The 26,969-nt window shown below is 54.3% G+C and carries 24 protein-coding genes and 2 pseudogenes; 9 read left to right on the forward strand and 17 right to left on the reverse strand.

The genetic code is table 11. From position 1 onward, the window contains the following. Positions 1–163 precede the first annotated feature (163 nt). Positions 164–965 (forward strand): annotated as a pseudogene (locus JXR15_RS20380) (transposase). On the opposite strand, the pseudogene JXR15_RS20385 reads toward JXR15_RS20380, so the two are convergent. Further along, positions 963–1,786, reverse strand: a pseudogene (locus JXR15_RS20385) (transposase); the annotation flags it as partial. The pseudogenes JXR15_RS20380 and JXR15_RS20385 sit on opposite strands and share 3 nt — an antisense overlap. A gap of 354 nt (positions 1,787–2,140) precedes the next feature. Here JXR15_RS20385 and JXR15_RS20390 point away from each other — a divergent pair. Beyond that, positions 2,141–2,884: a substrate-binding periplasmic protein gene (locus JXR15_RS20390; RefSeq protein ID WP_422055038.1), complete on the forward strand. Its 744-nt coding sequence runs from the start codon at positions 2,141–2,143 to the stop codon at positions 2,882–2,884. Positions 2,885–2,961: 77 nt separating this feature from the next. Beyond that, entirely contained in the window at positions 2,962–5,592 is a 2,631-nt protein-coding gene (locus JXR15_RS20395; protein WP_422055039.1) for an ATP-binding protein, read from the forward strand. An 84-nt stretch (positions 5,593–5,676) separates the two neighbouring features. On the opposite strand, the gene JXR15_RS20400 is transcribed toward JXR15_RS20395, so the two are convergent. From JXR15_RS20400 to JXR15_RS20420, 5 genes are all read right to left on the reverse strand, one after another. Beyond that, a complete protein-coding gene (locus tag JXR15_RS20400; RefSeq protein ID WP_422055040.1) occupies positions 5,677–6,081 on the reverse strand; it encodes a response regulator in 405 nt (134 codons plus the stop codon). A 1,136-nt stretch (positions 6,082–7,217) separates the two neighbouring features. Further along, on the reverse strand, positions 7,218–7,778 hold the full coding sequence (locus tag JXR15_RS20405) for a DUF3833 domain-containing protein (protein WP_422055041.1): 561 nt from the start codon (positions 7,776–7,778) through the stop codon (positions 7,218–7,220). Further along, positions 7,775–9,001, reverse strand: coding sequence for an MFS transporter (locus JXR15_RS20410; protein ID WP_422055108.1), 1,227 nt, complete (start codon positions 8,999–9,001; stop codon positions 7,775–7,777). Before JXR15_RS20410 ends, JXR15_RS20405 begins: the two co-directional genes overlap by 4 nt. Before the next feature lie 73 nt (positions 9,002–9,074). Next, a complete protein-coding gene (locus JXR15_RS20415) occupies positions 9,075–10,232 on the reverse strand; it encodes a class I SAM-dependent methyltransferase (protein ID WP_422055042.1) in 1,158 nt (385 codons plus the stop codon). Next, complete coding sequence (locus JXR15_RS20420; protein WP_422055043.1) at positions 10,171–11,514, reverse strand: NAD(P)/FAD-dependent oxidoreductase; 1,344 nt, start codon at positions 11,512–11,514, stop codon at positions 10,171–10,173. Before JXR15_RS20420 ends, JXR15_RS20415 begins: the two co-directional genes overlap by 62 nt. A gap of 23 nt (positions 11,515–11,537) precedes the next feature. Between JXR15_RS20420 and JXR15_RS20425 the strand changes: the two genes are divergently transcribed. Both JXR15_RS20425 and JXR15_RS20430 read left to right on the forward strand, forming a co-directional pair. Beyond that, the gene (locus JXR15_RS20425) at positions 11,538–12,410 is read left to right on the forward strand and encodes a DUF1365 domain-containing protein (protein WP_422055044.1); all 873 of its coding nucleotides are present in this window, start codon (positions 11,538–11,540) and stop codon (positions 12,408–12,410) included. After that, complete coding sequence (locus tag JXR15_RS20430; protein ID WP_422055045.1) at positions 12,407–13,132, forward strand: SDR family NAD(P)-dependent oxidoreductase; 726 nt, start codon at positions 12,407–12,409, stop codon at positions 13,130–13,132. The genes JXR15_RS20425 and JXR15_RS20430 overlap by 4 nt, the downstream gene beginning before the upstream one ends. An 11-nt stretch (positions 13,133–13,143) precedes the next feature. Here JXR15_RS20430 and JXR15_RS20435 read toward each other — a convergent pair whose 3' ends face one another. From JXR15_RS20435 to JXR15_RS20485, 11 genes are all read right to left on the reverse strand, one after another. Continuing rightward, positions 13,144–13,650: a hypothetical protein gene (locus tag JXR15_RS20435; protein ID WP_422055109.1), complete on the reverse strand. Its 507-nt coding sequence runs from the start codon at positions 13,648–13,650 to the stop codon at positions 13,144–13,146. Positions 13,651–13,758: 108 nt separating this feature from the next. After that, positions 13,759–14,274: a fasciclin domain-containing protein gene (locus JXR15_RS20440; protein ID WP_422055046.1), complete on the reverse strand. Its 516-nt coding sequence runs from the start codon at positions 14,272–14,274 to the stop codon at positions 13,759–13,761. Between the two features lie 179 nt (positions 14,275–14,453). Beyond that, positions 14,454–15,089, reverse strand: coding sequence for a ChrR family anti-sigma-E factor (locus JXR15_RS20445; protein ID WP_422055047.1), 636 nt, complete (start codon positions 15,087–15,089; stop codon positions 14,454–14,456). Beyond that, complete coding sequence (locus JXR15_RS20450; protein ID WP_422055048.1) at positions 15,086–15,721, reverse strand: sigma-70 family RNA polymerase sigma factor; 636 nt, start codon at positions 15,719–15,721, stop codon at positions 15,086–15,088. Before JXR15_RS20450 ends, JXR15_RS20445 begins: the two co-directional genes overlap by 4 nt. A 483-nt stretch (positions 15,722–16,204) precedes the next feature. Then, positions 16,205–16,834, reverse strand: coding sequence for an urease accessory protein UreG (gene ureG / locus JXR15_RS20455; protein ID WP_422055049.1), 630 nt, complete (start codon positions 16,832–16,834; stop codon positions 16,205–16,207). Further along, positions 16,831–17,475, reverse strand: coding sequence for an urease accessory protein UreF (locus JXR15_RS20460; RefSeq protein WP_422055050.1), 645 nt, complete (start codon positions 17,473–17,475; stop codon positions 16,831–16,833). Before JXR15_RS20460 ends, ureG begins: the two co-directional genes overlap by 4 nt. Continuing rightward, on the reverse strand, positions 17,459–17,911 hold the full coding sequence (gene ureE / locus JXR15_RS20465; RefSeq protein WP_422055051.1) for an urease accessory protein UreE: 453 nt from the start codon (positions 17,909–17,911) through the stop codon (positions 17,459–17,461). The genes JXR15_RS20460 and ureE overlap by 17 nt, the downstream gene beginning before the upstream one ends. Before the next feature lie 11 nt (positions 17,912–17,922). Then, positions 17,923–19,683: an urease subunit alpha gene (gene ureC / locus JXR15_RS20470; protein ID WP_422055052.1), complete on the reverse strand. Its 1,761-nt coding sequence runs from the start codon at positions 19,681–19,683 to the stop codon at positions 17,923–17,925. Then, a complete protein-coding gene (locus JXR15_RS20475) occupies positions 19,658–19,990 on the reverse strand; it encodes an urease subunit beta (protein WP_422055053.1) in 333 nt (110 codons plus the stop codon). The genes ureC and JXR15_RS20475 overlap by 26 nt, the downstream gene beginning before the upstream one ends. A gap of 178 nt (positions 19,991–20,168) precedes the next feature. After that, on the reverse strand, positions 20,169–20,471 hold the full coding sequence (locus tag JXR15_RS20480) for an urease subunit gamma (RefSeq protein WP_299428049.1): 303 nt from the start codon (positions 20,469–20,471) through the stop codon (positions 20,169–20,171). 1 nt (position 20,472) lies between these two features. Next, positions 20,473–21,144, reverse strand: a complete 672-nt coding sequence (locus JXR15_RS20485) for an urease accessory protein UreD (protein ID WP_422055054.1) — start codon at positions 21,142–21,144, stop codon at positions 20,473–20,475. Between the two features lie 551 nt (positions 21,145–21,695). Here JXR15_RS20485 and urtA point away from each other — a divergent pair. The 4 genes from urtA to urtD all read left to right on the forward strand — a co-directional run bounded on the left by urtA (position 21,696) and on the right by urtD (position 26,969). Next, on the forward strand, positions 21,696–22,976 hold the full coding sequence (urtA, locus tag JXR15_RS20490; protein ID WP_422055055.1) for an urea ABC transporter substrate-binding protein: 1,281 nt from the start codon (positions 21,696–21,698) through the stop codon (positions 22,974–22,976). A gap of 67 nt (positions 22,977–23,043) precedes the next feature. Continuing rightward, complete coding sequence (gene urtB, locus JXR15_RS20495; RefSeq protein WP_422055056.1) at positions 23,044–24,999, forward strand: urea ABC transporter permease subunit UrtB; 1,956 nt, start codon at positions 23,044–23,046, stop codon at positions 24,997–24,999. A 3-nt stretch (positions 25,000–25,002) separates the two neighbouring features. Next, a complete protein-coding gene (gene urtC / locus JXR15_RS20500) occupies positions 25,003–26,232 on the forward strand; it encodes an urea ABC transporter permease subunit UrtC (protein WP_422055057.1) in 1,230 nt (409 codons plus the stop codon). Next, positions 26,229–26,969, forward strand: a complete 741-nt coding sequence (urtD, locus tag JXR15_RS20505) for an urea ABC transporter ATP-binding protein UrtD (protein ID WP_422055058.1) — start codon at positions 26,229–26,231, stop codon at positions 26,967–26,969. The genes urtC and urtD overlap by 4 nt, the downstream gene beginning before the upstream one ends.

The following is a 26,969-nucleotide window of genomic DNA, read 5'->3' on the forward strand; positions in this document are numbered from 1 at the left end:
CAAATCCTGCTCCCGCAACCAACGATACTTGCGAAACCGCCTCAGCCACATCGGCTACGGCGGTTTTTGCTTTTTTGAGCATGGCCATGAGCTCCCTGTGACCTGCTCCCCTGAGATGTCCGGCGTTTAGGGTTAGCCTGTTCTCTAACTGAGGAGACAGACGATGAAGAGAAGCCGTTTTAGCGAAGAGCAGATCATTGGGATTTTGAAAGAGCATCAGGCGGGGCTTGGCGCAAAGGAGCTATGCCGCAAGCATGGCGTCAGCGATGCGACCTTTGACAAATGGCGGTCCAAGTATGGCGGCATGGAGGTTTCTGACGCGAAGAAGCTAAAGGCGCTGGAAGTTGAGAATGGCAAGCTGAAGAGGTTACTGGCAGAGCAGATGATGGATGTATCGACACTCAAGGAGATGCTGGGAAAAAACTTATGAAGCCCGGATCGCGACGCAGAGCTGCGAGCTGGGCCATGACAGAGAAACGATACAATCAGAAGCGGGCATGCGCATTGGCTGGGATTGATCCTGAACCTGATCGACAACTTCAGCCGTGAATGCCTGGCTGCTGTGGTGGACACTTCCTTGTCAGGCGAACGTGTGGCCCGTGAACTGGATCGCATTGCCGATATGCGGGGCTATCCCTGCTTGGTAGTCAGCGACAACGGCGCAGAGCTGACCAGCAACGCGATCTTGAAGTGGCAGGAGGACCTCAAAGTCGAATGGTACTACATCGCACCGGGCAAGCCGATGCAGAATGGCTTTGTGGGGTCGTTTAATGGCCGGATGCGGGACGAATGCCTGAAATTTAGTGGCGGTATGGCGCATAGACTTCAACCACCACCGCCCACATTCCAGCCCCGCTGGATTGACACCACAGGAATATGCTAACCGGTCAACGGAAGACCAAAACCTGAACAGAACTAACCTAAAATGGCGGACTCTCAGGGGAGAAGGTCAGCATGTTGACTAAATCGGTCAAGGCATCAATCACATCTACAGAGTTCAGCTTCCGATTCACCAAGTTCATCCCGTTGCCCGGCAGGCGATTTGACAAAGCCAAATCTGCCGAGAAGAGGGCAGTACTGGCTGTGCGCATCAAGGACTTTCAGCGTCCGAAAGACCTTGCCGTCATCTGTCCGGCAGTAAACGCAGTCATAAGATCCCGCCGCCTGGAAGCACATGCGTGCAGGTGCGAAAGCAGGACATGGTTTAGATGCTCAGGCCGCAGCCTCACACATGATACATCTGTCCGCCACAGCCGTTTCTTCTTCGGTTGTCTCCGCGGAACCTTCCGCCCCTCTCTTCGCCATAGTCGTTCCAAACGTCCATCGCTGACGGACCAAGCTGCCTCTCGGCGCAAGGCCGCAATCCGACAATAGCCGTATCGACCATTCTGCCTGGCCAACTCGATCAAGTTGGCCTCCAACCGATCCTCATCTGCGCGCTCTCTCGACGCATATCTCTATGTCGAACGATGTTGCCTCAGCACAGGGCAGGCCCGGCGCTCAGACACTTTGATCTGTCTGCGGACATGCTCGATGCAGGCACGGCGACGGGAGGAACTCAGTAGTTTCCTCTTGCCGCGTACCTGAGGAGCAAGTTGTCGAGCGTCAGGTAGAATTTAGTTCTACGCAGCCGGACGTTCTCCTTCTGCCGCCGCTTAAGTTCCTTCAACGGATCTAAGCCCATGCCACCGTATTGCTTGCGCCAGCGGTATTAGGTCTGTTCAACATCGCCAAGCTGTCTGATCGCATCCAGACGAGGCATGTCATGCCAGATCAGCACTTCAATCTGACGTAAATTCGAGGCAAACTCTTCGGGCTACGGTCGTTTGTTCGCCATTCTTGGTCCTCCGTGTCCTAGACGTAGTGGTGAACCAGTTCAGTTGGGCAGGCTCAACGCTATCAAACAGCATCTTGGTGGAATTTGTCCCGTTATTTCAGTGCCCTATTCGATCTCCTTTGTTGCACTAAATGCTATCAACGGAGCGGCATCAAACCGCGACAGGTTCAGTTATGCCCCACGGCTCAACGTTCCTATTTCAGGGGCTTGATCCGGTCGCCCAAAAAGTAACAACATACGTAAACTCATCTCGGTCCTGAGGAGAGCCATTTTTGAAACGGACACAGAGCGGGGCATTTTGCCATGAAACAATCTTTGAACTATGTGGTGTCAATGATCGTCGCTGTGTTCGGAGCGAACGCGAGTACGGCCGAAACTGTTGAGTTCGGAACGTTCGACTTTGCACCTTATGTGCTTCACGACGACCCAGAAGACCGTCTTGGACTCTTTGTGGAAATCATGGCGGCCATTGTTGATCGCGCGGATGTTCCGGTTAACAACAGCGTCCTGCCCATTGCGCGGGTGATCAAAAATCTGGAACGCGGCCTGACCGACTGTGTGATTGCGTTGGAAACACCGTGGTCATTGGAGAACTTGGATCAAGTTTCCGAAATCCACGATCGAATGGAAATTATTATTGCGACGCGTTCGGATTTTGAAATCACTCAACTCAGTGATCTGCACGGCCAACGTCTGGCGATTCCACGGGGAACTTTCCGAGGTTCCCCTGTTACAGCCGAGCCAAATATCGAACATGTTTTGACAAACGGCTACGAGCAAAGCATTGACTTGCTAAAGGCTGGTCGGGTTGATGCAATTGCTGGAACTGCGCTTAGTCTTTACCATAGTTTTACAATCGAGAACGTGAAACGGAGTGACATCGGTGTTGTCGTTCCGGTCGAGAGTAATTCCCTGTGGTTGCAATGTGCCAAAGGTCTGGTTTCGGAAGATACCATGGCAAAAATGGATCAGGCGACTCGTGCTTTGAGGGACGAAGGTGCAATTGAAGCCCTTGTACAGCGCTACATTCCACCAGAGTTCAAATAGTGCCAGACTCGGATAGCACTGAACCAAAAAAGTTTACGAACAGCCTTTCGTTTCGACAGGCACGAGTTGCTGTGCTCGTGGGGTTCGTTTTGGGCATTGGCTTTAGCGCCATCCAGATTTTTTCGGATCTGCGACGCGAAATTCAACAAATTGACACGACGTTTGAGCAGTCCCTGAAAATACTGAAGGACTCCGCCTATCAAGCCGCATATGGACTCGACAATGTGTTGGCCCAGACCGTTGTGGACGGCGTGTTTCACCAGTTGGCGATTTCCGAAGCGACCATCATCGATAGCTACGGCGACACGATGTATTCGCGAACGCGCCCACAGCTGGAAACATCCCTGTCTTGGCTGGCTGAAGGGATCTTTGGAGAGGTTAAGTCGTACTCGACGCAACTGTTAGAGGAGGGAAGCGGCTTCTATGCAGGTGAGTTGATCATCCGCGTCGACACCAATGTTATCGCCAGAGATTTTTTCAAACGCTCCGGGCTTGTCTTGGGTTTTGGTGTCCTCCGAAACCTCTTGTTGGCGACTGTCCTTGCCTTACTTTATCACAGAATGTTGACCAAGCCGCTTCGAGAGATCGCTGACCTTATCCACGAAGGGGCAGCGGAACTGCCTGTTACCAAGGCGCACAAAAACGACGAATTGGGCGAGATTGCGCTTGAGTACAATAAGCTCTCCTTCGACCGCGCCCAGGCTCTCCTGCGCCTCAAAGAAGAGGAGCAGAGATACCGGCGGCTGATCGCAAACAGTCAGGTTTCGCTATCCAACGCCGATTACTCAGAGGTCATCAAATCGCTCAACCAACTTCGCAATGAAGGGGTTGATGATCTGCGGGGCTACCTTGATCTGAACGAGGAAGCGGCTTGGCGTCTATTCTCATCAATAGAAATACTGAGCGCAAACGACGCAACTTTGAAACTGTTTGGGGCAGAGTCTGAAAATGAGCTGATGCAGCAGTCCCAAAAAACCTTTGGTCCAGAAACACTTGAGATGTTTGAGGATCAGCTGTGCGCCATTTGGGACAAACATAGCATGTTTCGGGCGGAGACCGTTTTTCACACATTGGCTGGAGAGGAAATCATTGGTGTGATCTCGCTCCCTCTGCCTGACACAGACGCAGGATTTACCAGTATTCCTGTCAGTATTCTGGATGTGACCGAATTCAAGAATGCGGAAACAGAACTCACGTTCCGAGGCGAGATCATAGAGGTGGTTGGCGAAGGCGTGCTTGTTTCCCGGGTGTCTGATGGCGCGATTATATACACAAACGCGTCGCTTGACGCCACGTTTGGCTACGATCGTGGTGAGCTCAAGGACCAAGTGGTGAGCCTGCTTAACGCCAAAACTGAGACCACACCCGAAGAGGTCTCATCGACCATTGCGGACAAAATTCTGAAAGGTGATCGATGGGAAGGAGAAGTGCTCAACGTGCGCAAGGACGGATCACTGTTTCGCAGTGAGCTGTCTGTGACCGGCTTTGAGCACTCCGTGCATGGGGCTTTGGCTATCGCGGTGCAATCCGATATATCGGATCGAAAGTTGCTTGAAGACCAACTCCGACAATCGCAGCGTATGGAAGCGGTTGGCCAACTGACAGGAGGGGTGGCACACGATTTCAACAACTTGCTGGCGGTGATGCTTGGCAATACCGAATTGCTTGAGGATCTGGCTGACGAGACACCGGAAACAACAAAATTCATCAAGACCATCAAGTCGGCTGTGGACCGGGCGTCCTCGCTAACTGGGCGATTGTTGGCCTTCTCCAGGCAATCGACGCTGGCGCCTGTTCCGGCAGATGTTTGCGATTTGATTGGCGGTATCGAAGACATGCTGCAAAGAACACTGGGGGCCACCATCGACCTGACCGTTGCGTGCCCGGACGATCTCTGGCCGGCGTTGATCGACACCCATGCGTTTGAAAACGCGTTGGTAAATCTCGTGCTGAATGCGCGGGACGCTATGCCACGGGGAGGGCGCCTGACCATCGAAACTCAGAACGCCACTTTGGATGCATCATATGCAGCGCAATCAACAGAAGTTACGCCTGGAGATTATGTGCAGGTGACGGTGAGTGATACTGGGGAGGGGATGTCAGAGGATGTTCAACGCAAGGTGTTTGAGCCCTTCTTCACAACAAAAGATGTCGGTAAGGGAAGTGGCCTTGGACTCAGCATGGTTTTTGGCTTTGCCAAACAGTCAAGCGGGCACGTCACGATCTACAGCGAGGAAGGTCATGGGACCTCTGTGAGCCTCTACTTGCCCCGCTCTAGCGACGTGGCCACCGAACTGACGACAATTCCAAACATGAATATGCACGCGCAGGGCGTCGGGCACATCCTGGTGGTCGAAGACGACGCTGCCGTGCGGAGTATCTCGGTTTCCATATTGCGCGCTCACGGCTACACGGTCCAAGAGGCAGGGAATGGCCAGGAGGCGGCCCAACACCTGCAAGACGGTCAGAAGTTCGATCTCTTGTTCACGGATATGGTGTTGCCGGGAGGCTTCACCGGGATTGAAATTGCCGCGCTGGCCCAAAAAGATCAGCCTGATATCAAGGTGCTTTACACCACGGGATTTGCGGAAAATTCATCTGTCGAGATTCAACAATTGGTCAGCGGTGGATTGTTGATCAACAAACCGTTTCAACGGGCGACCTTATTGGAAAAAGTGCACCAAGTTTTGGACGGCAAACGAACGTGAGGCGTGCAGTCCGGGCCCATGCGAGCTTTGGCTCCCCCTTGCGCCCGGCCGTGGCAAACGCCTTGTTTGGCAAGACCGGAGGCTTCACAAGGATTGCGCTTGCATCTGAGCCAAAGCGACCGCTTCGGTTTTTAGGACGTCTCTCAGAAAGTCCCGAGACAGCGGTTTGTGAATGTTGTCGCCGACATCAATGTCACGCGCCTGCGCAATCAATTTTGCCGCTTCCATGGACGGCGCTCCGCCACCCGTCATAAAGCGCAACCGCATTGGTCGGTTGAGCGCCGCTATTCCGGAGATAACCTCGATCCCGTCCATATGAGGCATGTTAATATCAACAAGCAACAAAGCTGGCTCGTCACCTTTTTTCAGTTTTTCCAAAAGTTTGAGACCGTTGCTGCATATTTCAGCTTCCCACCCATCTCGGGTTGCAACATGCGCCAAATACTCCGCAAACTCGACATTGTCGTCCGCGATGTACAATTTTTGCATCCGGGCTGTCCTAGATAGTTGGGAAAAGACAAATTTAAGCCTACCCAATCCCCGACAAAAAGCAACTCATCGCCCGCTTCCAAGGCCAGTTTCGGTTGCCAAATCGTGTGGGTGAATTTCATTTCTACAAAAGTTTTTTGCCTTATGAAGAGTAAGAACCACATTTCCTAACCTGTTGTTAAAAACATCTTGCGGTTACCCTCACCGAGAGCCTGATTTGGCAGGTCCATTTTGGCTGAGACCGACCACTACACCAGTTGCGGTCAACAGTGGCCTGGTCCGCTTGACGATCTCGGACAAAACGTCGATGTCGCAGGCATAGCGAAGGGCCCGTTCAGTGAGGATGCACTTCTGCGTACCCTAAGCCGATAGACGTCCGCTTTGGGCGGTGAGTTCAATGGACAATTTGTTATTGAGATGTCACCGAACCGCGAATGAGCAAAAAGTGACTACAAGGTTGTTATCTGATTTGGATTGAGGCGTTCCCGCCGTTGTAGCGCGCGGCATATGTGCTGACGAATTTGACTGTGAGCTCTGAAATTACCTATTGGCCGAGATATCTTCTGTGAGGTGTAACAGGCTTGCATTCCTTGAGTGCGACGGAGTGAGAGCTTTAGATCCGCAGCTCGGCGCCTAACCAAGATGGGCTGAAATAGTGGTGCAGCGTGTATCAGAACCCGCTATCTTGCTTCGTTGGGTGTGTCCGCTTTGACACCGAGACACGAAACTGTCGCCTTTTCCATTCATACGACGGGGTGCCGCTATCTGTGAAACCAGCTCACATTCACCCGTGGGTTTGGCAAAAAAGTGTAGGAACCCCTGCCCGCAATTGCAGCAATTGTATTTTGACACGCCAGGTTGTCGGGCAACTGAACACAGCCGCAGGGTGGTTCTGTTGGTGTGTTGCGGCAATCAGTCGAACCCATCGCCCATAGAGAACATTTGGCAATCACACGCTTGCTACAGTGAGGCTGTTCCCAAGCGGACATCTAAAACTATTAACAATAACCCGAACACTGACCCGCTGCCTTCAGGCTTGAGCTACAGGTAGAAACGCAAGCGTGTCGGCATCGAGCTCCCTAAGAAACAGGTGAGCGGCCGATCTATCGTAACGGACGGCCGACCTATTTGGGAGCCTAATTGGCTGGCGGGGATGCGGGGCGCATGGTGGCGACCAGCTCGGCGACCTTCACCCCAAATTTGCGCAATTCGGACCTATTCATGATGACGCCAGTCTCTGTGAGGTACAGCCAATCAGTGACCGACAGAGTATGGCCTCCGGACGCCTCTGGAAGGACAATTTGATAGCTCATCTTGATGGTCGATCCGGACACGACACCTTGAGCCTCGCCAATGATATCATCAGCCGTAGCGGTGAAGGTGTTGCCTTCACTCAGTTTTAAAAACCACTTTCGGCTTTGACGTGTGCCATTGGAATAGGTGAACTCTTCGCTCAATGTCCCAGTGTCCCCCTCCCATTCGCCAACCATTTTGGCAACAAAGCTGTTTGTCACCTTCCCGGTAGGTCCAAAAATCACGCCTTCTGACATGATTGGGCCCGACAGATGGGTTTTCAGAGACACTTTGGGGGCGGTGTCGGCATAGTCCTCAGGGGATTGGGATCGAAAACTGAACAACAGTGTTTTGGCCAACATGGCCAGGACAATCAGCCCGGAAAGAACAACCAAGAATTTCATGACGGTGTGCCTTCTGATGGAAGTGTAAGAACCAGTCCCAACGCAGCCAGCTTCAGGAGGCAGGGAATGACAGCATAGGAGATGTTCAGACTGGCCAGCGCAGAGGCTGTGTTGGACGTGCCGGGTTCGAAACCTTGAGACTCCAGCAACGGCAGGACCAAAAAGGCTGCGAGCGCGAGGCCTAGTTTTCCGGCGAAGGACCAGATACCAAAAGCAAACGAGGGTTCTAATCCTGCCCGATTGAGGGCGACAGAGAACATCGTTGGCAAGATCACCATGTCCGCGCCAAGTGCTGCCCCGGAAGCGATGCAGATCAGGGCGAAGCCCACCAAATTTCCAGTTGATAGAAACGCGGCGCCGACAAATCCCAGGATCGCAAGCGGCATTGCAAGCAGTAGAGTTTGTTTTGCACCACGTCGCTGGCTGAGTTTTGTCCAGATCGGCAAGCTGAGGCCCGCACTGAGAAAGAACAGGATCAACAGAGGTCCCGCTTTACCGGGCAATTGCAGGCGATCTTCGACAAAGAAAAGAAACAAGGTGGAGGTGATTGCAACCGGCAGGCTGTTGACAAGTGCCAGTCCTAACAAGCGCAAAGCCCCCGAGTATTTGAGGTCCGAGACAGTTATTGGCTTTCCCACAACGGGCCGACGTCGCCATATAGGGAATGAGACAGTGGCGCATGTGACGGCCAGTGCCCCCAGGAACACGCCGAAAGCGGGGTAGCCTTGAGTGCTAGCCCCAAGCGCCACAAAAGTTGCGGGCGCAATTGCAGCAAGCACAACGCCTGCCAGCATCCCGCCTTCTCGAAATGTGGCCATTGTCATTACGTCGTCTGGCGCAGGTGTCGCGGCAAGCGTTATGCTTCTGGCATACATCAGGATCATGCCCAAGCTGTAAGACGAAAACAAAAGCACGAGTATCCCGACGAGCCAAACCACCGTGTTGGATCCTTCGGTCAGTGAGAACAGCAGCGGGAAGCCGACAGCCAATCCAAACGCAGCGATAAGTGCAAAACCACGTTGGGCTTGCGGCCACCGGTCAATGGCCCAGCCAAACAGTGGGTCCTGCAGCAAATCTATCAGCCGAATGGCCAACAAAATCGTGCCAATCGTTCCCAGCCCTATACCAAGATTCACCGATGCGAACCGCGGCAGGTGAATGTACAAAGGAATGCCTGCCGCCGCCAACATCAACGCATATATGCTGACACGTGGGTAGTGCATCAATGACATGCCCTACGACGCCTCCATTTGTTGAGGGCGTGTTGGAGGTCGCCCATTTTCACCGTGTGTCAGACTAGGCATGGGCCAGCTCCACTTGCACGACATTGGTGTGTCCCACCGCGAACGATGCAGCACAGATTTCAAGGTAATACTGCCAGTTGCGGAAGAAGTTTTCGGTATAGCCCATCGCTTCAATCCGGCTTTTTTGAGCGCATAAACGTTGGGCCCAGATCCGACAGGTTTGCGCGTAGTCCTGCCCAAAGGCATAGCTGTCCTGCACCGCAAATCCTGCGTGTTTTGCTTGGCGTTCAATCACGCTGTCAGAGAGAAGCATGCCGCCGGGAAAGACATATTGGCGGATGTAGTCAGATGAGTGTCTGTAGGTCTCAAAAAAGCTGTCTTTGACGGTGATCGCCTGCAAAAGTACCCGTCCACCTTCTGCCAAGTTTCGTTTGAGGGTGGAGAAGTAATTTGGCCAGTATCGGGCTCCAACAGCCTCGACCATTTCGATGGAAACGATGTTGTCATACTGGCCGTGGACGTCTCGGTAGTCCCGCAGTTGGATGTCTGCACGGCCGTCCAAGCGGCATTCGGCGTAGCTGTGTTGGTTGTGCGAAATCGTGACGCCGGTTACGTGCCGGCCTTCTTGGCTGGCTTGTTCCGCAAACCCGCCCCAGCCGCAGCCGACTTCCAGCACTCTCTCGCCACCTCCAAGCCGAGACAAAATCCGATCGTTCTTGCGGCTTTGGGCCCGCGCCAGATCGGTGTCTCCAGGTGAAAACAGCCCTGAGGAATAGGTCATGCCGTCGTCGAGCCACAGCGCGTAAAACTCATTGCCGACGTCATAGTGCGACCGAATATTCTTGCGAGACCCGCGCCGAGAGTTCCTACGCAAGATCGTATCAACCATGCGAAATTTGGCTTTGTGTAGCGCATTGGCATGGTCATAGGCACCAAGTGCGTCGCGATTGCGCATTGCCAATGACATCAAGGCTTCTATCGACGGGGTGTCCCACAACCCTTGCACATAGCTTTCGCCTAAACCGACCTGACCCTGCGCCGCCATGGCCGAAACCGCTGCCCAGTCATGAATGGTGAGTTCCGCTTCTGGACCGGATTGACCAAAGTGATAACGTGCGCCTTCTGGCGTCCGCAGGGTTAACTGGCCATCACGCAGTTGCTCGCATGTCGATAGGAAATTTGTTTTCAGCGCCTTGTCCGTAAACCGCATGGTCCGATCCTTCAATTAATTGTGGGGGGGTAAGTGCGCGCACAATGCGCATCGCGCTGGCAATGCCATCTTCGTGGAAGCCATGCCTGTTCCATGCGCCAGCAAACCAAGTATGGTTCTGACCTTGCATATCGCGGATGCGTTGCTGCGCCTTTAAAGCAGCCTTGTCAAAAACCGGGTGATGGAACTGCACTTCATCGTAAATGGCGTCCTGCGGAATTTCGCGGGTAGGGTTCAGAGTTACAAACAAGGGATCATTTTCTGGGATGCCCTGTAGTTTGTTCATCCAATAGGTGACACCAATATCGCCTTCTTGCGAATGGTAAGACCAACTAGACCAACAGGCCTTGCGTCGCGGCATCTGTTTGACGTCGCAGTGCAACACGGCGGTGTTAGGCTGGTAACGAATGGCGCCAAGTGCTGCGGCTTCCTCGCTGGAAGCATCGTTCCCTAGTATCTTCAGAGTTTGGTCTGAGTGGCAGGCAAGGATCAACTCGTCAAAAACGGGCAGCGTGCCATTGTTGGTTTTGATGTGAACGCCAAAATCATCCCGTTGGACATGCGCAACCGGTGTTCCCTTCCGGATGTCACAACCCCGCGCGATCAACGCGGCTTCCAGCCTCCGAACGTACTCAATGCTGCCGCCATCAACAGTCCACCACTGGTGCTCTTTTGCGCCAGCCAAAAGCGCATGGTTGCGGAAAAACCGGACCAGAGATTTGGCTGGGAACTGGTCAACTTCGCTCACGGGGGTTGACCAAATAGCACCGCACATGGGCATCAGGTAATTGTCTCGGAACCATTGTCCCAATTTTAAGTCATCCACCAACTCGCCAATGGTCTTTTCGTCATCCACCGCCGCGGCTTCTGCACGCTTTCCGAAGCGTACGATGTCGGCAATCATCTTGAAAAACTGTGGGCGAAGTAAGTTTTCCTTTTGCGCTGTTATCGCGCTCAGCGTGTTCAGGCCGTACTCCAGCTTGCCGCCGTCGATGCTGGCTCCAAAACTCATCTCGCTCTTGATCACAGGCACATCAAGATCGCGAAATAGACGCGTTAAGAAAGGATATGTCGCGTAGTTGAAGACGATGAAGCCTGTATCGACGGGTTGACTGCCGTGCTTTCCTGCCATCACCGTCCGCGCGTGCCCTCCTAGTCTTGGAGCGGCCTCAAACAAAGTCACATCATGATAGGGGGCCAGATAATACGCAGCAGAAAGGCCCGCGATGCCACCGCCGACAATGGCTATCCTCTTCCGCGGGCCGTGAGTTTGATCGTACATACTGTCCTCGCCATTGTTTTGTTGTGGAGGAGTTACGTAAGGCCTTGGTGTTCGGATCAATTTTCTTTCGGGGAACCGACATGCAAGGTGATCCAAGCGGCGCACCCACGCGTAACATGGTCATGACTTTGGAACACGTTCAGGCCCAAACACATCATGCGCGCCGTGGCGCTTTGAAAAATGCGTTTACGTATGGTGTGGATTATGTGTTGACCGATTTTGGGTCGGACACGCCACATTTACTGTCGCGCAATCGGTTCAATTTGTGGTCGCTGTGGGACCATCATCATGGCGGCAAACGCAAAGAGGGGCGAGGTGTCGAGTGGTTTCGAGCCGAGCTCAAACGACGCGGGCTTGTCACAGACAACCTACAGATCCTGTTACTGACGCAACCCAATTTTCTGTGGTTCCATTTTAACCCCGTGAGCTTCTGGATCGCCCTGGTCGACGGCACCCCATGCGCTTTTGTGGCGGAGGTCAACAACACCTTTGGCCAGAGGCATTGCTATTTTTGCGCCAAAGAGGACTTCGCGCCCATTGGCAAAGAAGATTGCCTTTTTGCGGAAAAGCTCATGCATGTTTCGCCCTTCCAGAAAATAGCCGGCCGCTATGAATTCAACTTCGGGATGACCGATGAGGCGATCGACATACGGATCACTTTCAGGAACGGGGACGCGGGGGTGTTGGCCACGTTGCAAGGAAAGCGCCAGCCTGCGACCAACAGGTCTTTGATTTGGGCTGCTCTTCGGCGTCCACTTGGCGCAATGCGTGTGGTTGCGTTGATCCATTGGCAGGCAGCGATCCTCTACCTTAAACGAGCGCCATTCCTCAAAAAGCAGCTCCCACCAGATCGCTTAATCAGCGATGGTCATGATTTGTTGGATGCAGAGAAATGACCCAGTTTCAGGGAAAAACCGTCTGGCTTATTGGCGCCAGCGAAGGTCTGGGGAGAGCGCTGGCAAAACGGTTGGATCAGGAAGGTGCGCAACTGATCCTTTCAGCGCGCAACACGGGGCGGCTTGATGACTTGCACCGGATGTTGAGCAACTCAAAAGTGGTGCCGCTGGACGTGACCAAAATCGAAGCTGTCAAATGGGCGGCGAAGGTCGCTGGTCCGGTTGACGCAGTGGTCTACAATGCTGGGGTTTATGAACCCATGCGGACAACGGAATGGGACAGCGAAGCCATCTTGCGAATGGCGGATGTCAATTTCTCAGGTGCGCTCCGGGTTCTTGGACAGGTGGTTCCTGATTTTGTCGAAAGAGGTCACGGCGATGTCACGTTGATTGGGTCGTTGTCTGGGTATCGAGGACTGCCGGCTGCGGTTGGCTATGGCGCCAGCAAAGCTGCACTGATCAGCCTGGCGGAGACCATGCGGCTTGATCTGAAAGACACCGGCGTCACAGTGAGGTTGGTAAATCCGGGGTTTATCAAAACCCGTCTAACCGAAAAAAACGGCTTTTACATGCCCATGCTGATGACTCCGGAAAAGGCAGCAGAGCGTGTTTTGGCAGCCATGCGAAAACGACGGTTCCGCACGGATTTCCCGGCACCATTTTCTTGGGTGATCCGCGCGTTCAACTGGCTGCCTGATGCCCTTGTTTATCGCGGTAAGTAGCACGTTGGGTCTTAGATGAAGGGATCGTAAGACCACTGGAGTAACGCTTGGCGCTGTCGCGGCCTACAAAACACATCGCCAGGGTAACAATTAGCTCGAACCTGTCCCGCATGACGTGCAAATCCCTTCCAGCGACCAATTTGAATGCGGTCAATGTCAGGCAGTCTGCGGCCTAGATAGTATCGACAATACCATTGAAACCACCCGCGCGGGTCTGGACCGTAAATCCAACCTTTTTCGCGCCAAACACTCAATGGTTGACGGCTTTTGATGCCAAAATGGTTCAAGCTCACATCCGGCTGATCGCTGATTTTGGCTTCAGCGTACCAAGAGCCCGGAAACTCATTGGTACAGTCGGAGAGGTATTTTCCCTCAAAAACGCCAAGTTTTAACATCTCTTCTGGCGTGTAATGAGGACAAAAATCCGGAGCGAAGCCTTCTCCGGTCTGCGCGACAAGTTCATAGCTATAGTCCGTCTGCATTTTGTCAGACACAATTATTTTCTGGAGGGGTGCCATGATCAATTTATTCTCCGGTTCTGTCGTGGCCTAATGCACTGTAGCCGGTGATCCTGCAAGATCACCGGCTGAATGCGTGTCCATCTGGTTTTCGGTGGTGCCTGCCAATCAGTGGCAGGTTGGGCGTGTGCCGGGCAGCAACACTTTATCCACAACATGAATCACCCCGTTGTCCGCCTCAATATTCGCTATCACGACGTTTGCCATTTCTCCCGTGCCGTCTGCGATCATCACCCCGTCTGCCCCTGACGTGATGCAAAGCCGCTCGCTGGCAAGCAGTGGCTTGAAATAGTTGGATCCAGCGGGGATCATGTCCGCGGTGAGTTTGCGGTCATCGACATGGTACAAAAGCACATCAGTCAGTTGCTGTTTGTTTTCAGGCTTGAGCAACGTATCAACTGTACCGGCGGGTAGAGCAGCAAAGGCATCATTGACCGGGGCATATACGGTGAATGGCCCGGGACCGGACAGCGTATCAGCCAAACCAGCCGCAGTTACAGCCGCCACCAGAGTTGAAAAACGGTCATCGCCGACGGCAATGTCGACGATTGTGTTGGCGTGTGAAGCAGCTGCCGATACGCTTAGTGCTACAGCGGCGATGGTTGTCTTTAGCTTCAATGTCACTGGAATTACTCCTTGTCGATGTGCAGGAATTGCACGGTTTTATATTTGGTTCGTACAAGGAATACGCATCCCTACCGTCGCTGGATTTTCACCTCACGACGCTGTGAATAAGTGTTTGAAGAAAAAAAGAAACCACCGGAATTCCGGTGGTTTCAATAGCGGTAAAGCTGCCTTAGATACTAAATTCGAAACAGCGGCTGCAATAGCCTGGGAACAAGCGCATTAAAGCGCAGTCTTGCGTCTGTGGCCGCCAGGCAAATACAGGGCGCACCAGGGTCCGCGACAGGCGTGTGCTCTACGGTTTCGTCGGCAATTTCCAGATCTCCGACGCCAAACCGACCAGTTTCATCGCTAAAACTGCCTTGCAGGACAAGAGTCATTTCCAACCCATTGTGGCTGTGATCCGGCACAGCTTGTCCCGGCGGAATATAAAGCAAACGAACAGATCCATGAGCGTCCGCCGACAAAATATCTTGCCGCACGCCCATCCCCAGCTTTTTCCAGCGCGGCGCACGCCCCTGCATCGCCTCCCTAACTGGGCCGGGAAAAATCCCGCTACGCTCGTAAACGGGTTCCGGCGTGAATGGCATATCAAGCTGAGCCAGAATGCTGTTTTTCAAACTACTGGACACCGCCATGGCCTCTGTATCTTCCAAAATCACACCACCAACGGCCTGATGCGCTTCAAGTGCCGCGCGGCAGTGAGCGCACAGGGAAACATGGCTGGCCACGGCCACTGCAAAAGCCTGTGGCAGGCTTCCAGCTGCATAGGCTGCCAAAATGGCGTCCGGCACGTGATGGGTTATGGCACTCATTGTGTGAGGTCCTTTAGTTCATGGCGTAACCGCTGCAATCCAAGCCGGATGCGCGATTTGATTGTTCCGAGTGGCAGGCCGGTTTGCGTGCTGATTTCTTGATGCGTCAGCTCGCCTAAGTAGGCTTTCTCTATCACCTCGCGCTGCTCTGGTCTCAGTGACGCAAGTGCTTGTTTCAACTGCGTTGTTTCCTGTTCCAATCCAAGGATTTGGCTGGCGTCAGGCTCAAGCTCCGGTTCTTCTTTCAGTGCCTCCGGCATGGGGCGGTTTTCTTTGCGGGCGATGTCAATCCGACGATTACGCGCTATTTGGTATATCCAAGCTGATACCTGAGCTCGATGAGGATCGAACATGTCGGCTTTTCGCCAGATCGTCAGCATCACGTCTTGAACAATTTCCTCCGCCTGCTGCGGGCTTGCACCTCCTTTTATGATGAAGCCTTTCAGGCGCGGTGCAAAATGGTCGAACAAGGCAGCAAAGGCTTCGCGATCGCGATTGTCACGCACCGCAAGCATCCAAAGGGTTTCGTTCGAGTATTCGGTTTTGACTTGAGACACAGATTCTCTTTCGCGCCGAGGCATGACTTTTTCGCTTTTCGCGAGGTTCTGGCGATCTATGGTCTGTGTCAACATATCTTGTTTACGCAGACGCCTAAGAAGCGGATCACTTTTTCAAGTCCCACCCAGCCTGCAAGTGAAGCAATCAAAATCTATCCTTGAATAGCCGCTTTCAATCCTCTCTTGGGTTATAGTGCAGTTGCAGCGAGCCTCCACTTTCCGCCCATGTTACTTCGGCAGGTTCAATCCCAAGGCCGACATGTCCGATTTGCAGGAAGGGTGAAGAGCGGTCATTCGCTGCGCTCACGCGAAAGTCACAGCCAAGCCTAAGGAGCTGACATTCAGCCAGCGCTTTGCTCCTACCTTTTCGCCCATTGTCGATCTAAGGCAGCTGACCGCATTCAGCGAACGGACAGTCCAAGCCCGTTAACTTGCAGGGGGGCAGCCAGTCGGTGTCTTGGCCAAGCGCCCGCTGGCAATTTCAGTCATTCCCAAGCTTAGACATTGTGTCGCAAACGCTGATAGCACCCAACTGAACATCAGACACTGCCATTGTGTCTACCTTTGCGTTGAAGTGGCCAGACCACCGACACTTGATAGTAGGGCAACAATCTTATCCACGCCTTCCCGTTTGCGCAGCGAAGCAAAGACAAATGGCCGCTCGCTACGCATCCTCTTTGCATCCCGCTCCATGACCTCCAGCGACGCCCCCACAAAGGGAGCAAGGTCAGTTTTGTTGATGACCAAGATATCGGATTTGGTGATGGCAGGGCCGCCTTTGCGCGGGATTTCTTCACCCGCGGCCACATCAATTACATAGAGCGTCACATCCGCTAACTCCGGACTGAAAGTGGCTGACAGATTGTCGCCACCGCTTTCAATCAAAACAACTTCGACATCCGGGTGTCGGTCCACCATCTCAGCCACAGCGGCTAGGTTTATCGAGGCATCCTCTCGGATCGCAGTGTGAGGGCACCCGCCGGTCTCAACCCCGATAATACGGTCCTGTGGCAGGACCTGCATGCGCATCAATGCCTCGGCATCTTCCCGCGTGTAGATGTCGTTTGTGATGACACCAATTGAGTGGGTGTCCCGCAAGGCTTCGCAGAGGGCAGCCGTGAGCGTCGTTTTGCCAGCTCCTACAGGACCACCAATACCGACGCGAAGCGGGCCATTCATCTGTGTCATGTGCGGAAAATCCTTGAGTATTGAGTTTCGTGTTTCATCGCCGCGATATCCGTCAAAAAGCTCGTACTGGCCAAGTCGTCCAGAGTGGCGGTCGTCGCGCTCTCAGCGATCGCACAACATAACGGGGTCAAAGCGCGGATCAGTTTCTGCCCGTCTGTTTGACCAAGGGGCACAAGGCGCATCGCGACCGCGGCGAGATTGGACACGAAGGCTTGCAAGTAGAATTGGATGGTGAGCTCAAGCGGCAAGCTTTTCAGCCGTGCCGCGCGGCCAACGGCAACCGGATAGGTCAGTCCTTTTAAGTCTAAAGCCCAGATTTCACCCGTCACATTACAAAACGCAGCGCCCTGAAGCTGGGTTTCCTTCAACCGCTCTGCCGACGCCGAAAATGCGCGGCTTGTGGCGTCTACCTCGCAAAGGTCTTTGGCGCTTGCGCTGTAGGCCGCGCCAATGAACAGGCTGTCGTTCCATCCGGCACCATGTTGCAACACATCGGCGATCCAGAGACCAGCCTGCTCTGAGTTGACAACGTCTCCGGTATCGATGGCCCACTCCAATCCGTGTGAATAGGCGAAAGCGCCCACCGGAAAGGCAGGGGAGATCCATTGTGTGAGTGTCAGGATATCAGTGGCTGTGGCCATGGGTGCGTCCGTGCCCATAGGCCCCGCCTTCCGGCGTGAAGGGCTCGATCACTTCACGCACTGTGGCGCCAATCTTGTCCAGCATATCGCGGATAACATGGTCGCGCTGAATGAGCAGCCGACCGTCCTCGATTTGGCAGGGCGTATGGCGGTTTCCGATATGCCAAGCGAGACGCGGCAGGTCGTCTCCTGTGACCTCCAGCAAGTCTTCTTTGGCAGCAACAACCTCAATTAGGCGGCCGTCTTCCAAGGCAAATGCATCCCCATGGTCAAGTGACGTTGTATGCGCCAAATCAACAAGGAACTGTTCTGCACGCACTGTTGATAACATTTTGCGCCGCAGGAACCGGTCATCGTAATTAAGCGTCACACAATCATAGGCACCGGACCAATGGCCGGGTTTGCGAATTTGGCGACTGGGGGGAAGCGTGGTCATTGGATGCACCTTCAGAACATGAAATAGCGTTGCGCCATGGGGAGAACCTCGGCGGGTTGGCAGGTAAGAAGCTCGCCGTCAGCACGCACCTCGTAGGTTTCAGGATCCACTTCGACCATTGGGGTTGCGGTGTTCAGAAGCAGATCGGATTTGCCAATGTTACGGGTGTTTTTTACCGCGAGCGTGTCTTTGGCGAGGCCCAATCGCGCACCAATTCCGGCGTCTTGCGCTGCCTCGCTGACAAAGCAGACGGCGGAGTTTTCAACCGAACGTCCATAAGCTCCAAACATCGGGCGGGAGTAGACAGGTTGCGGCGTTGGGATCGAAGCGTTGGGGTCACCCATCTGCGCCATAACGATGCTGCCGCCAAGTAAAACCATCTCAGGCTTCACGCCAAAGAAGGCCGGATCCCACAACACCAAATCGGCGCGCTTGCCAACTTCAATGCTGCCAATTTCATGGGCAATACCATGCGCAATGGCGGGGTTGATGGTGTATTTGGCGATGTAGCGGCGCACGCGGTAATTGTCGTTGTCTCCCGTTTCCTCAGACAGTCTGCCCCGCTGTTTCTTCATCTTGTCGGCTGTCTGCCAAGTGCGGATCAACACTTCGCCGACGCGCCCCATGGCTTGACTATCTGAGGCGATAATCGAAAACGCCCCCATGTCGTGAAGAATATCCTCAGCAGCGATGGTTTCGCGACGTATCCGGCTTTCCGCAAAGGCGACATCTTCCGGAATCGACTTGTCGAGATGGTGACAGACCATCAGCATATCGAGATGCTCTTCCAGAGTGTTCACTGTGAAAGGGCGGGTGGGATTGGTTGAGGACGGCAAGACATGCTCTTCGCCACAAATTTTGATGATGTCCGGTGCATGGCCACCACCTGCACCTTCGGTGTGAAAGGCATGGATTGTGCGGCCCTTTAGGGCTGCCACTGTGTTCTCAACAAAACCGGATTCGTTGAGCGTGTCCGTGTGGATCATCACCTGAACATCCAGGTCATCAGCAACTGACAGGCAGCAATCGATGGCGGCAGGCGTTGTCCCCCAATCCTCGTGTAATTTTAGAGCGCAAGCCCCACCTAGAATTTGCTCTTCCAACGCGGCCGGAAGGGACGCGTTTCCTTTACCGGCAAAGGCGAGGTTCATAGGGAAGGCATCTGCAGCCTGCAACATCCGGCCAATATGCCACGGTCCGGGGGTGCAAGTCGTGGCCAAGGTGCCATGCGCCGGACCCGTGCCACCGCCCAACATTGTGGTCAGGCCGGAATGCAGCGCGTCCTCGATCTGCTGTGGGCAGATAAAGTGGATATGGCTGTCAAAACCACCGGCCGTCAAAATGCGGTTTTCGCCCGCAATGACCTCGGTGCCCGGGCCAACAATGACATCTACACCGGGCTGTGTGTCCGGGTTTCCGGCTTTGCCGATGGTCTGGATACGCCCATCTTTTAGGCCGACGTCCGCTTTGTAAATGCCAGAGTGATCGACGATCAGCGCGTTGGTGATAACCGTGTCCACGGCGCCTTCGGCGCGTGTGGCCTGCGACTGTCCCATCCCATCACGAATGACTTTGCCACCGCCAAACTTCACCTCTTCTCCGTAGACATCCTCTCGCAGGCCCGTTGCACTGAACTGCGCCGCAGTGGCGCGTTCCACGATCAGATCTTTTTCAACCTCAATTATGAGGTCCGTGTCCGCCAGCCGCACTTTGTCGCCCACAGTGGGGCCGAACATAGCAGCATAGTCACTCCGGCTTATCTTGCCCGGCATCTTTCAGCGCTCCCATGATGTGTTGATTAAAGCCATAGATGTGTCGCCGTCCCATAAAGGGCACCAACATCACCTCCCGGCGTTGTCCGGGTTCAAAACGGACGGCTGTGCCCGCAGGAATGTCCAAGCGTCTGCCCAAGGCCGCATGACGATCAAATTCCAACGCTGGATTTGCTTCGGCAAAATGATAGTGACTGCCCACCTGCACAGGGCGATCGCCGGTATTGGCCACCAACACCATACGCGCACTGCGCCCGGCGTTGAGCGTGAGCGCGCCTTCGGCGGGAAATGTTTCACCCGGGATCATGTGCGCCGCCGTTTCCGGACAACAGGCATCGTCCCACCCACGATCACTGCGGACAGAACCACGGCAATCCAAGAGTACTCCCCATGACTATGGGGATGTGCTCCGGAATGGGCCATGGCTGGAGATGCTAAGAACCCACCCAAAAACGGTACAATATGTTTCATTGGCTCTAGCTCCTCTAACGAATTGGTTTGTGAACGGTGACAAGCTTGGTGCCATCCGGGAAAGTGGCTTCGACCTGCACTTCGTGGATCATCTCCGGGATGCCCTCCATGCATTGGTCGGCTGAGACAACCTGTGCACCCGCTTCCATCATATCGGCTACAGAACGGCCATCACGTGCGCCTTCAACAACGCTGTCGGTAATCAAGGCGATGGCTTCTGGGTGATTGAGTTTAACACCCCGTGCCAAGCGCTTGCGGGCCACTTCGGCGGCCATGGCAATCAACAGTTTGTCTTTTTCTCTTGGGGTTAGGTTCATGTCAGATCATCCAGCATCGAGGAAGGTCGCCACCATGCAGCTCTCGCAGAACCGGCAGCAGGGTTTTTCTGAGGGTGAAATCGTCTTCAGCAAGCAGGCGCAGGACCAACACATCCTGTTGGAGCAGGCTCACACCACCGGTTTCCGGAAGCGTCTCTCGTAGCGTGGCCAGATGCCGCTCCGCATCCTTTGCCACCAAAACCACCAGAGCCATCGCCCCAGCGCCGTTGGCGATAAACGGCTTATTCAGATGCGCCTGCACGTTTTCAGCCAAAGACATCGCATCGACAAAGAGGGGGCTGCCTCCACGCCGTACCTCAATCCGGTCGCGAAACCGTACATCGGTCAGCACTTCGCCCATTGCCGGGCGGCCAAAGACCAAAGGCTCGACCATAAGCAGAGATGCGCCCGGATCCAGATCAATGCTCAGGCGACGGTCCAACGCACTCCCGTTGAACAGAATGGTTTCTTGAGGCAACCAATTGAGCCGTGCTCCCACTTCAACCCGAAGGCGGTTGCGGATCTGGCCAGTCTGATTGGGTTGCGCCTTGTACGCCCGTTCGCACGCTTGGGTCGTCAAGGTGAGCGTGGTGTCCCTTGCCAAATGACCCGAGAAGGTGAATTGGTCGCCGCCTGTGATCCCGCCAGCCGTGTTCAACAGGACGACATCCATCGCTGCCCCGCAGGATTTTGGGAACAAACATCTGAACGACCCGGCTTGGTGTAGGTCGTCCAAAACAGAACGGTCCCCAACCATTTTTGTGCTCACGCGCAACGTCCCCTTCGCGCGTGGCGGCTGCGTAGCGTGGTGGGGTGATATGTCTGCGAGACGGGTGATCAGCGTTTCCTCTTGGCGCGTAGAACTGTTCTTGGTTCTGACGTCTTGAGGGCAAAACGCCATCCGAAATGGCAGATTTGCAGCGTCGCGCAAGCTCGTACGTCTATTTTTTGCGCGCTCGCTGTATTTTTTGCCTAAAAAACAAGCATTCACGAAGGCCTGCATGGATTTGCCGGAACTCAGGTTTGCTTATTGCGCCGCGATGCAGAATCGATTGGGCACCTGCCGGCGACACGTTGTCAAAAAGCCGGAGGTGTGTGACGGCCATACGAATTGGACCTCGAAGCGGCCGCCACACGAATTGCAACATGACGTTGCGGGGACAGGTAAGGGAAATCGGCACATATGTGCAAGATCTCTCTCCAGCGCCCTGCCTGGAGGCTAATATGAATTTTCTCAAATCCACTCTCGCCGGATCTATCGTCTTTGCGTCACTGGCCGGTACCGCCATGGCTGACGAAGACACCATCAAAGTTGGCGTTCTGCACTCTCTTTCTGGCACAATGGCGATCTCTGAGACCACTTTGAAAGACACCATGTTGATGCTGATTGATCAGCAGAACGCAAAGGGCGGTCTGCTTGGTAAACAGCTGGAAGCTGTGGTGGTCGACCCTGCTTCAGATTGGCCACTGTTTGCCGAGAAAGCGCGCGAGTTGCTGACGGTGCATGATGTTGACGTGATCTTTGGAAACTGGACGTCAGTGTCACGTAAATCTGTACTGCCGGTGATCGAAGAACTGAACGGCCTGCTGTTCTATCCCGTGCAGTACGAAGGCGAAGAATCGTCTAAGAACGTGTTCTACACCGGTGCCGCGCCAAACCAGCAAGCTATCCCTGCTACAGATTATTTCCTGGATGAGCTGGGTGTCGAAAAATTTGCCCTGCTGGGAACAGACTACGTGTACCCACGCACCACAAACAACATTCTCGAAAGCTATCTCAAAGGCAAAGGCGTTTCCGATAGCGACTTGTTTGTGAACTACACACCGTTTGGCCATTCTGACTGGTCCAAAATCGTGGCTGATGTTGTGGCTCTTGGCGCTGACGGCAAAAAGGTCGGCGTGATTTCAACCATCAACGGTGACGCCAACATCGGCTTCTACAAAGAACTGGCCGCGGCCGGTGTGTCGGCTGACGACATTCCAGTTGTCGCTTTCTCAGTGGGTGAAGAAGAACTGGCAGGCCTCGATACCTCTAACCTCGTGGGTCATCTCGCAGCGTGGAACTATTTCCAGTCTGCGGACGGTAAGGTGAACGCCGAGTTTGTGAAAACTTGGAAGGCCACAATGGGTGAGGAGCGTGTCACCAACGATCCAATGGAGGCCCACTTCATCGGGTTCAACATGTGGGTGAATGCGGCCACAGAAGCAGGGTCTACGGAAGTGGACGCTGTGCGATCTGCCATGTACGGACAAGAATACCCGAACCTGACAGGTGGGACCGCGGTGATGTTGCCAAACCACCACTTGGCCAAGCCGGTCCTGATTGGCGAAATCCAAGACGACGGACAGTTTGATATCATCAGCCAGACCAGCGAAGTCCCCGGTGATGCCTGGACTGACTTCCTGCCTGAATCAGCTGTGCTGATGTCAGATTGGAAAGATCTGGACTGCGGTATGTACAACACCGAGACCAAGACCTGCGTTCAAACGCTGTCGAACTACTAAGACCAGCACTTGCGAAGAGGGCCGACACTCGGCCCTCTTCCATCCAAATGACGCGGACACTTCCGACATGATCAGACTATACTTTGCGGGGCTCGCCTTTCTGTTGTCGTGCCTGACGGCCACCGCGCAGGACGCGCACATCCAGCCCATCTTGCAAGAGTATCAAGCAGAAATTGCCAAAAGCTCGCGCAAGACCATTGGCCCGGTGATTGATGCAATCGCTAACAGTGGATTACCACAGGCTCAGCACATGCTTGAGACGTGGGCCGCCAAAAATATGTGGATGCGCAAGTCAGACGGTCTATTCTTTGTTGGAGAGAAGGCCGACACCAAAAGCTACCTGCTCACAGATTTTGACAGCGGAGATGTTGTTGGAAGCTATCCCAAGAGTGACCTGAAACAACTTAAGCCAAACAGCGGCGTCCGCGCCATGATTGCGACAGCGTTGGTCCAATTCCAATTGATGGATCCGGACGCGGCCAAACGGCAAGATGCACTGACCTCAATTCAACGAGATCCCGGTCCCACGCTTCTCGCCCCTTTGCGGGCCTCGATTTACAGTGAACCCGATCCGACGCTGAAGGCGCAGAAACAACGGCTCGAGCGCTTGCTCACCATTGGCTACGATGAAGACACCAAAGCGCGTGTCGCTGCCATCGAAGACATGTCAGGCGACCTTGGAGTCGATGTCCGTGCGACACTCAACCCGTTGGTGGCAAAGACACTCAATGTAGCAACCGGGAACATTCCAACCGGTGTAAACGTGGCCGCAACACTGGAGCCCGGCACTGATCAGTTTTCCAAGACCGACGCCTATGACCTGTTGGTGGTCAAAGGCATGGCTCCGGCGCTGATTTCTTCTGGCGATATGCGCTCAGCACTGGCCGCAAATATTGAAGGCGGCCGTGTTGGCGGAATACCGGTGGCTCAACTAGATACCGACGCTGCACGCAATGCTGCATACGCGGCGCTCGCGGACGCCGGAAAAGTGCCCGCACTTATCACACCAGCGGACATGGACACCGCGCTTGCAAGCCACGTCTTCTTCGAAACTTTTGCAGAACCTTCAGCTGAGGTGACAACGGCGGCCACCGATGCGTTGGAGGCCATTAACCTGAAAGTTGGATTGAACCAAACCCTAGACCTGACTCTTGACGCTCTGTCCTTGGCGTCGATCTATTTTCTCGCGGCCATCGGCCTCGCAATCACCTTTGGTGTCATGGGCGTGATCAACATGGCGCATGGCGAATTCATCATGATGGGCGCTTATACAGGCTACGTGGTGCAACAGATCATCCCGGATCACACTTTGTCGATCATTGTCGCAATCCCAATGGCCTTCGCCGTGACCTTTGCGGCGGGTGTGGCAATGGAGCGGTTGGTGATCCGATGGCTGTATGACCGCCCACTGGAAACGCTGCTTGCAACCTTTGGCATCTCAATTGCGTTGCAACAGCTGGCAAAAAACATCTTTGGCACGCAAGCCCGCCCTTTGACCGCGCCGGGCTGGCTTGATGGCGCACTTGTGGTGAATGATGTCGTCTCGATCAGTTTTATCCGCATCGCCATCTTCATCCTTGCGCTCGTTTTCCTTGGTGTTTTCCTATTCATCATGAAGCGCACGAGGCTGGGGCTGGAAACCCGCGCTGTGACCCAAAACCCACGCATGGCTGCCTCAATGGGGATCAACCCCGGCAAAGTGAATATGCTGACCTTCGGCCTTGGATCAGGCATTGCCGGCATCGCCGGTGTCGCTATCGGTCTCTTTGCCAAAGTGACGTCCGAGCTGGGCAACGATTACATCGTGCAAAGCTTCATGACCGTGGTGGTCGGCGGGGTTGGCAACATCTGGGGTACGCTTGCGGGCGCTGCGATGATCGGATTCTTCCAAAAAGGGATCGAGTGGCTGAACCCGTCAAACACGCTCGCCGCGCAGACCTACATGATCGTCTTCATCATCATATTTATTCAGTTCCGGCCAAGAGGCATTATCGCCCTCAAAGGCCGCGCGGCGGGGGATTGATCCATGCAACGATCTTTCATTGCTAAGAACCCTTCGATTCTGATCTTTCTTGCCTGTCTGGCCTTGTTCACTCTGATTGTGACGGTTCTGTCCGAAGGCTTGGGTGTCGGGGTAATTTCAACCAGCTTTGTCAAAACACTGGGTAAGACGCTTTGCCTGTGCCTCGTCGCAGTGGCCATGGACCTGATCTGGGGATTCACCGGCATCCTGTCGCTTGGCCATTTCGCCTTCTTTGGCCTGGGGGGCTACATGATTGGCATGTGGCTGATGTACGAGCGCACCCGTCTGATCGTGGTCGAGTCGCTCAGCCAAACAGAAATCCCTCCCACCGGTTCTGAAATTATTGATGGCATTGGAAATCAAATCTTCGGTGTGGTCGGCTCCAGTAATTTTCCTCTGATCTGGGCTTTTTCTGATAGTCTGGTTCTACAGCTCGCAATGGTGGTTCTGGTGCCAGGAGTGTTGGCACTGGTGTTTGGATGGCTCGCCTTCCGAAGCCGCGTCACCGGGGTTTACCTGTCAATCCTGACCCAGGCGATGACGCTGGCTCTGGCTTTGTATCTATTCCAAAACGACAGCGGTCTGCGTGGTAACAACGGGCTCTCAGGCCTGCAGAACCTACCAGGTGTGGGCGCTACTCAGGACGAGGTGTCCCTGTGGTTCCTCTGGGCCTCAGCTTTGGCTCTTGGCCTTGGATATTTGCTGGCGGCTTGGGTTGTTTCCGGCAAACTTGGCTCTGTTATTATTGGCATCCGAGACAACGAGGCACGGGTGCGCTTTCTTGGCTATTCGGTCGAGACCTACAAGCTGGTGGTCTTCACATTTACCGCCTGTATCGCCGCCATCGCTGGAGCGCTCTACTACCCGCAGGCAGGGATCATAAATCCCGCTGAAATCGCACCTATCGCGTCGATCTATCTGGCGGTCTGGGTCGCAATTGGTGGGCGTGGTCGGCTTTATGGTGCTGTAATCGGCGCCGCCTTTGTCAGTCTTCTCAGCACGTGGTTCACCGGAGGCCAAGCACCGGACATTCCGCTGGGGTTCTACACAATCAAATGGGTGGACTGGTGGCTGGTGCTTTTGGGTTTGTCTTTTGTCGCTGTCACCCTGTTTGCGCCCAAGGGTATGGGAGGGCTGGTGGATCTTCTGACGCAACGCAAAAGCCCCAATCGTCATGGCGCAAACCTGGGTCCTGATGACGGCGCTTTGCGCGAACAGGAGGCCAGCCAATGAATACGCTCCTTGAAGTTTCTGGCGTGTCAGTCACCTTTGACGGCTTCCGCGCCATCAACAATCTATCGTTCCAGATTGGTGAGGCTGAGCTGCGCGCGGTTATCGGCCCCAACGGGGCGGGCAAAACCACCTTTATGGATATCGTTACCGGAAAAACCAGGCCGGACGAGGGCAGGGTGATCTGGGGGGACAAATCCCAGTCCCTTCTGAAAATGAATGAAGCAAAAATTGCCCAAGCTGGGATTGGCCGAAAGTTCCAGAAACCCACGGTGTTCGAAGATCAGACGGTTCAAGAAAACTTGCTGATGGCCCTGAAAAAGCCGCGTGGCTGGCTGTCAGTGCTGATGTATCGACCCAGCACTACAGACCTTGAGAAAACGGCCAACCTGGCACAGGAAATCGGTTTGCTGGACGCGCTGAGCCGCAAATCCGGAGAGCTGAGCCACGGACAAAAGCAATGGCTGGAAATAGGCATGTTACTGGCGCAGGAACCGCGTTTGTTGCTGGTGGATGAACCGGCAGCAGGGATGACACCTCAAGAACGCGAACACACGACCGACCTGTTGCTGGAAGCGGCTAAAACCCGCGCTGTGGTGGTGGTCGAACATGACATGGAATTTGTACGCCGCCTGAATTGCAAGGTGACCGTACTACATGAAGGGTCGGTTTTGGCCGAAGGCAGTCTTGACCATGTCACCTCCAATCAAAACGTCATTGATGTCTATCTGGGGCGCTGA

Source organism: Shimia sp. (assembly GCF_049116215.1).
In the GTDB taxonomy this organism is placed as follows: Bacteria; Pseudomonadota; Alphaproteobacteria; order Rhodobacterales; family Rhodobacteraceae; genus Shimia.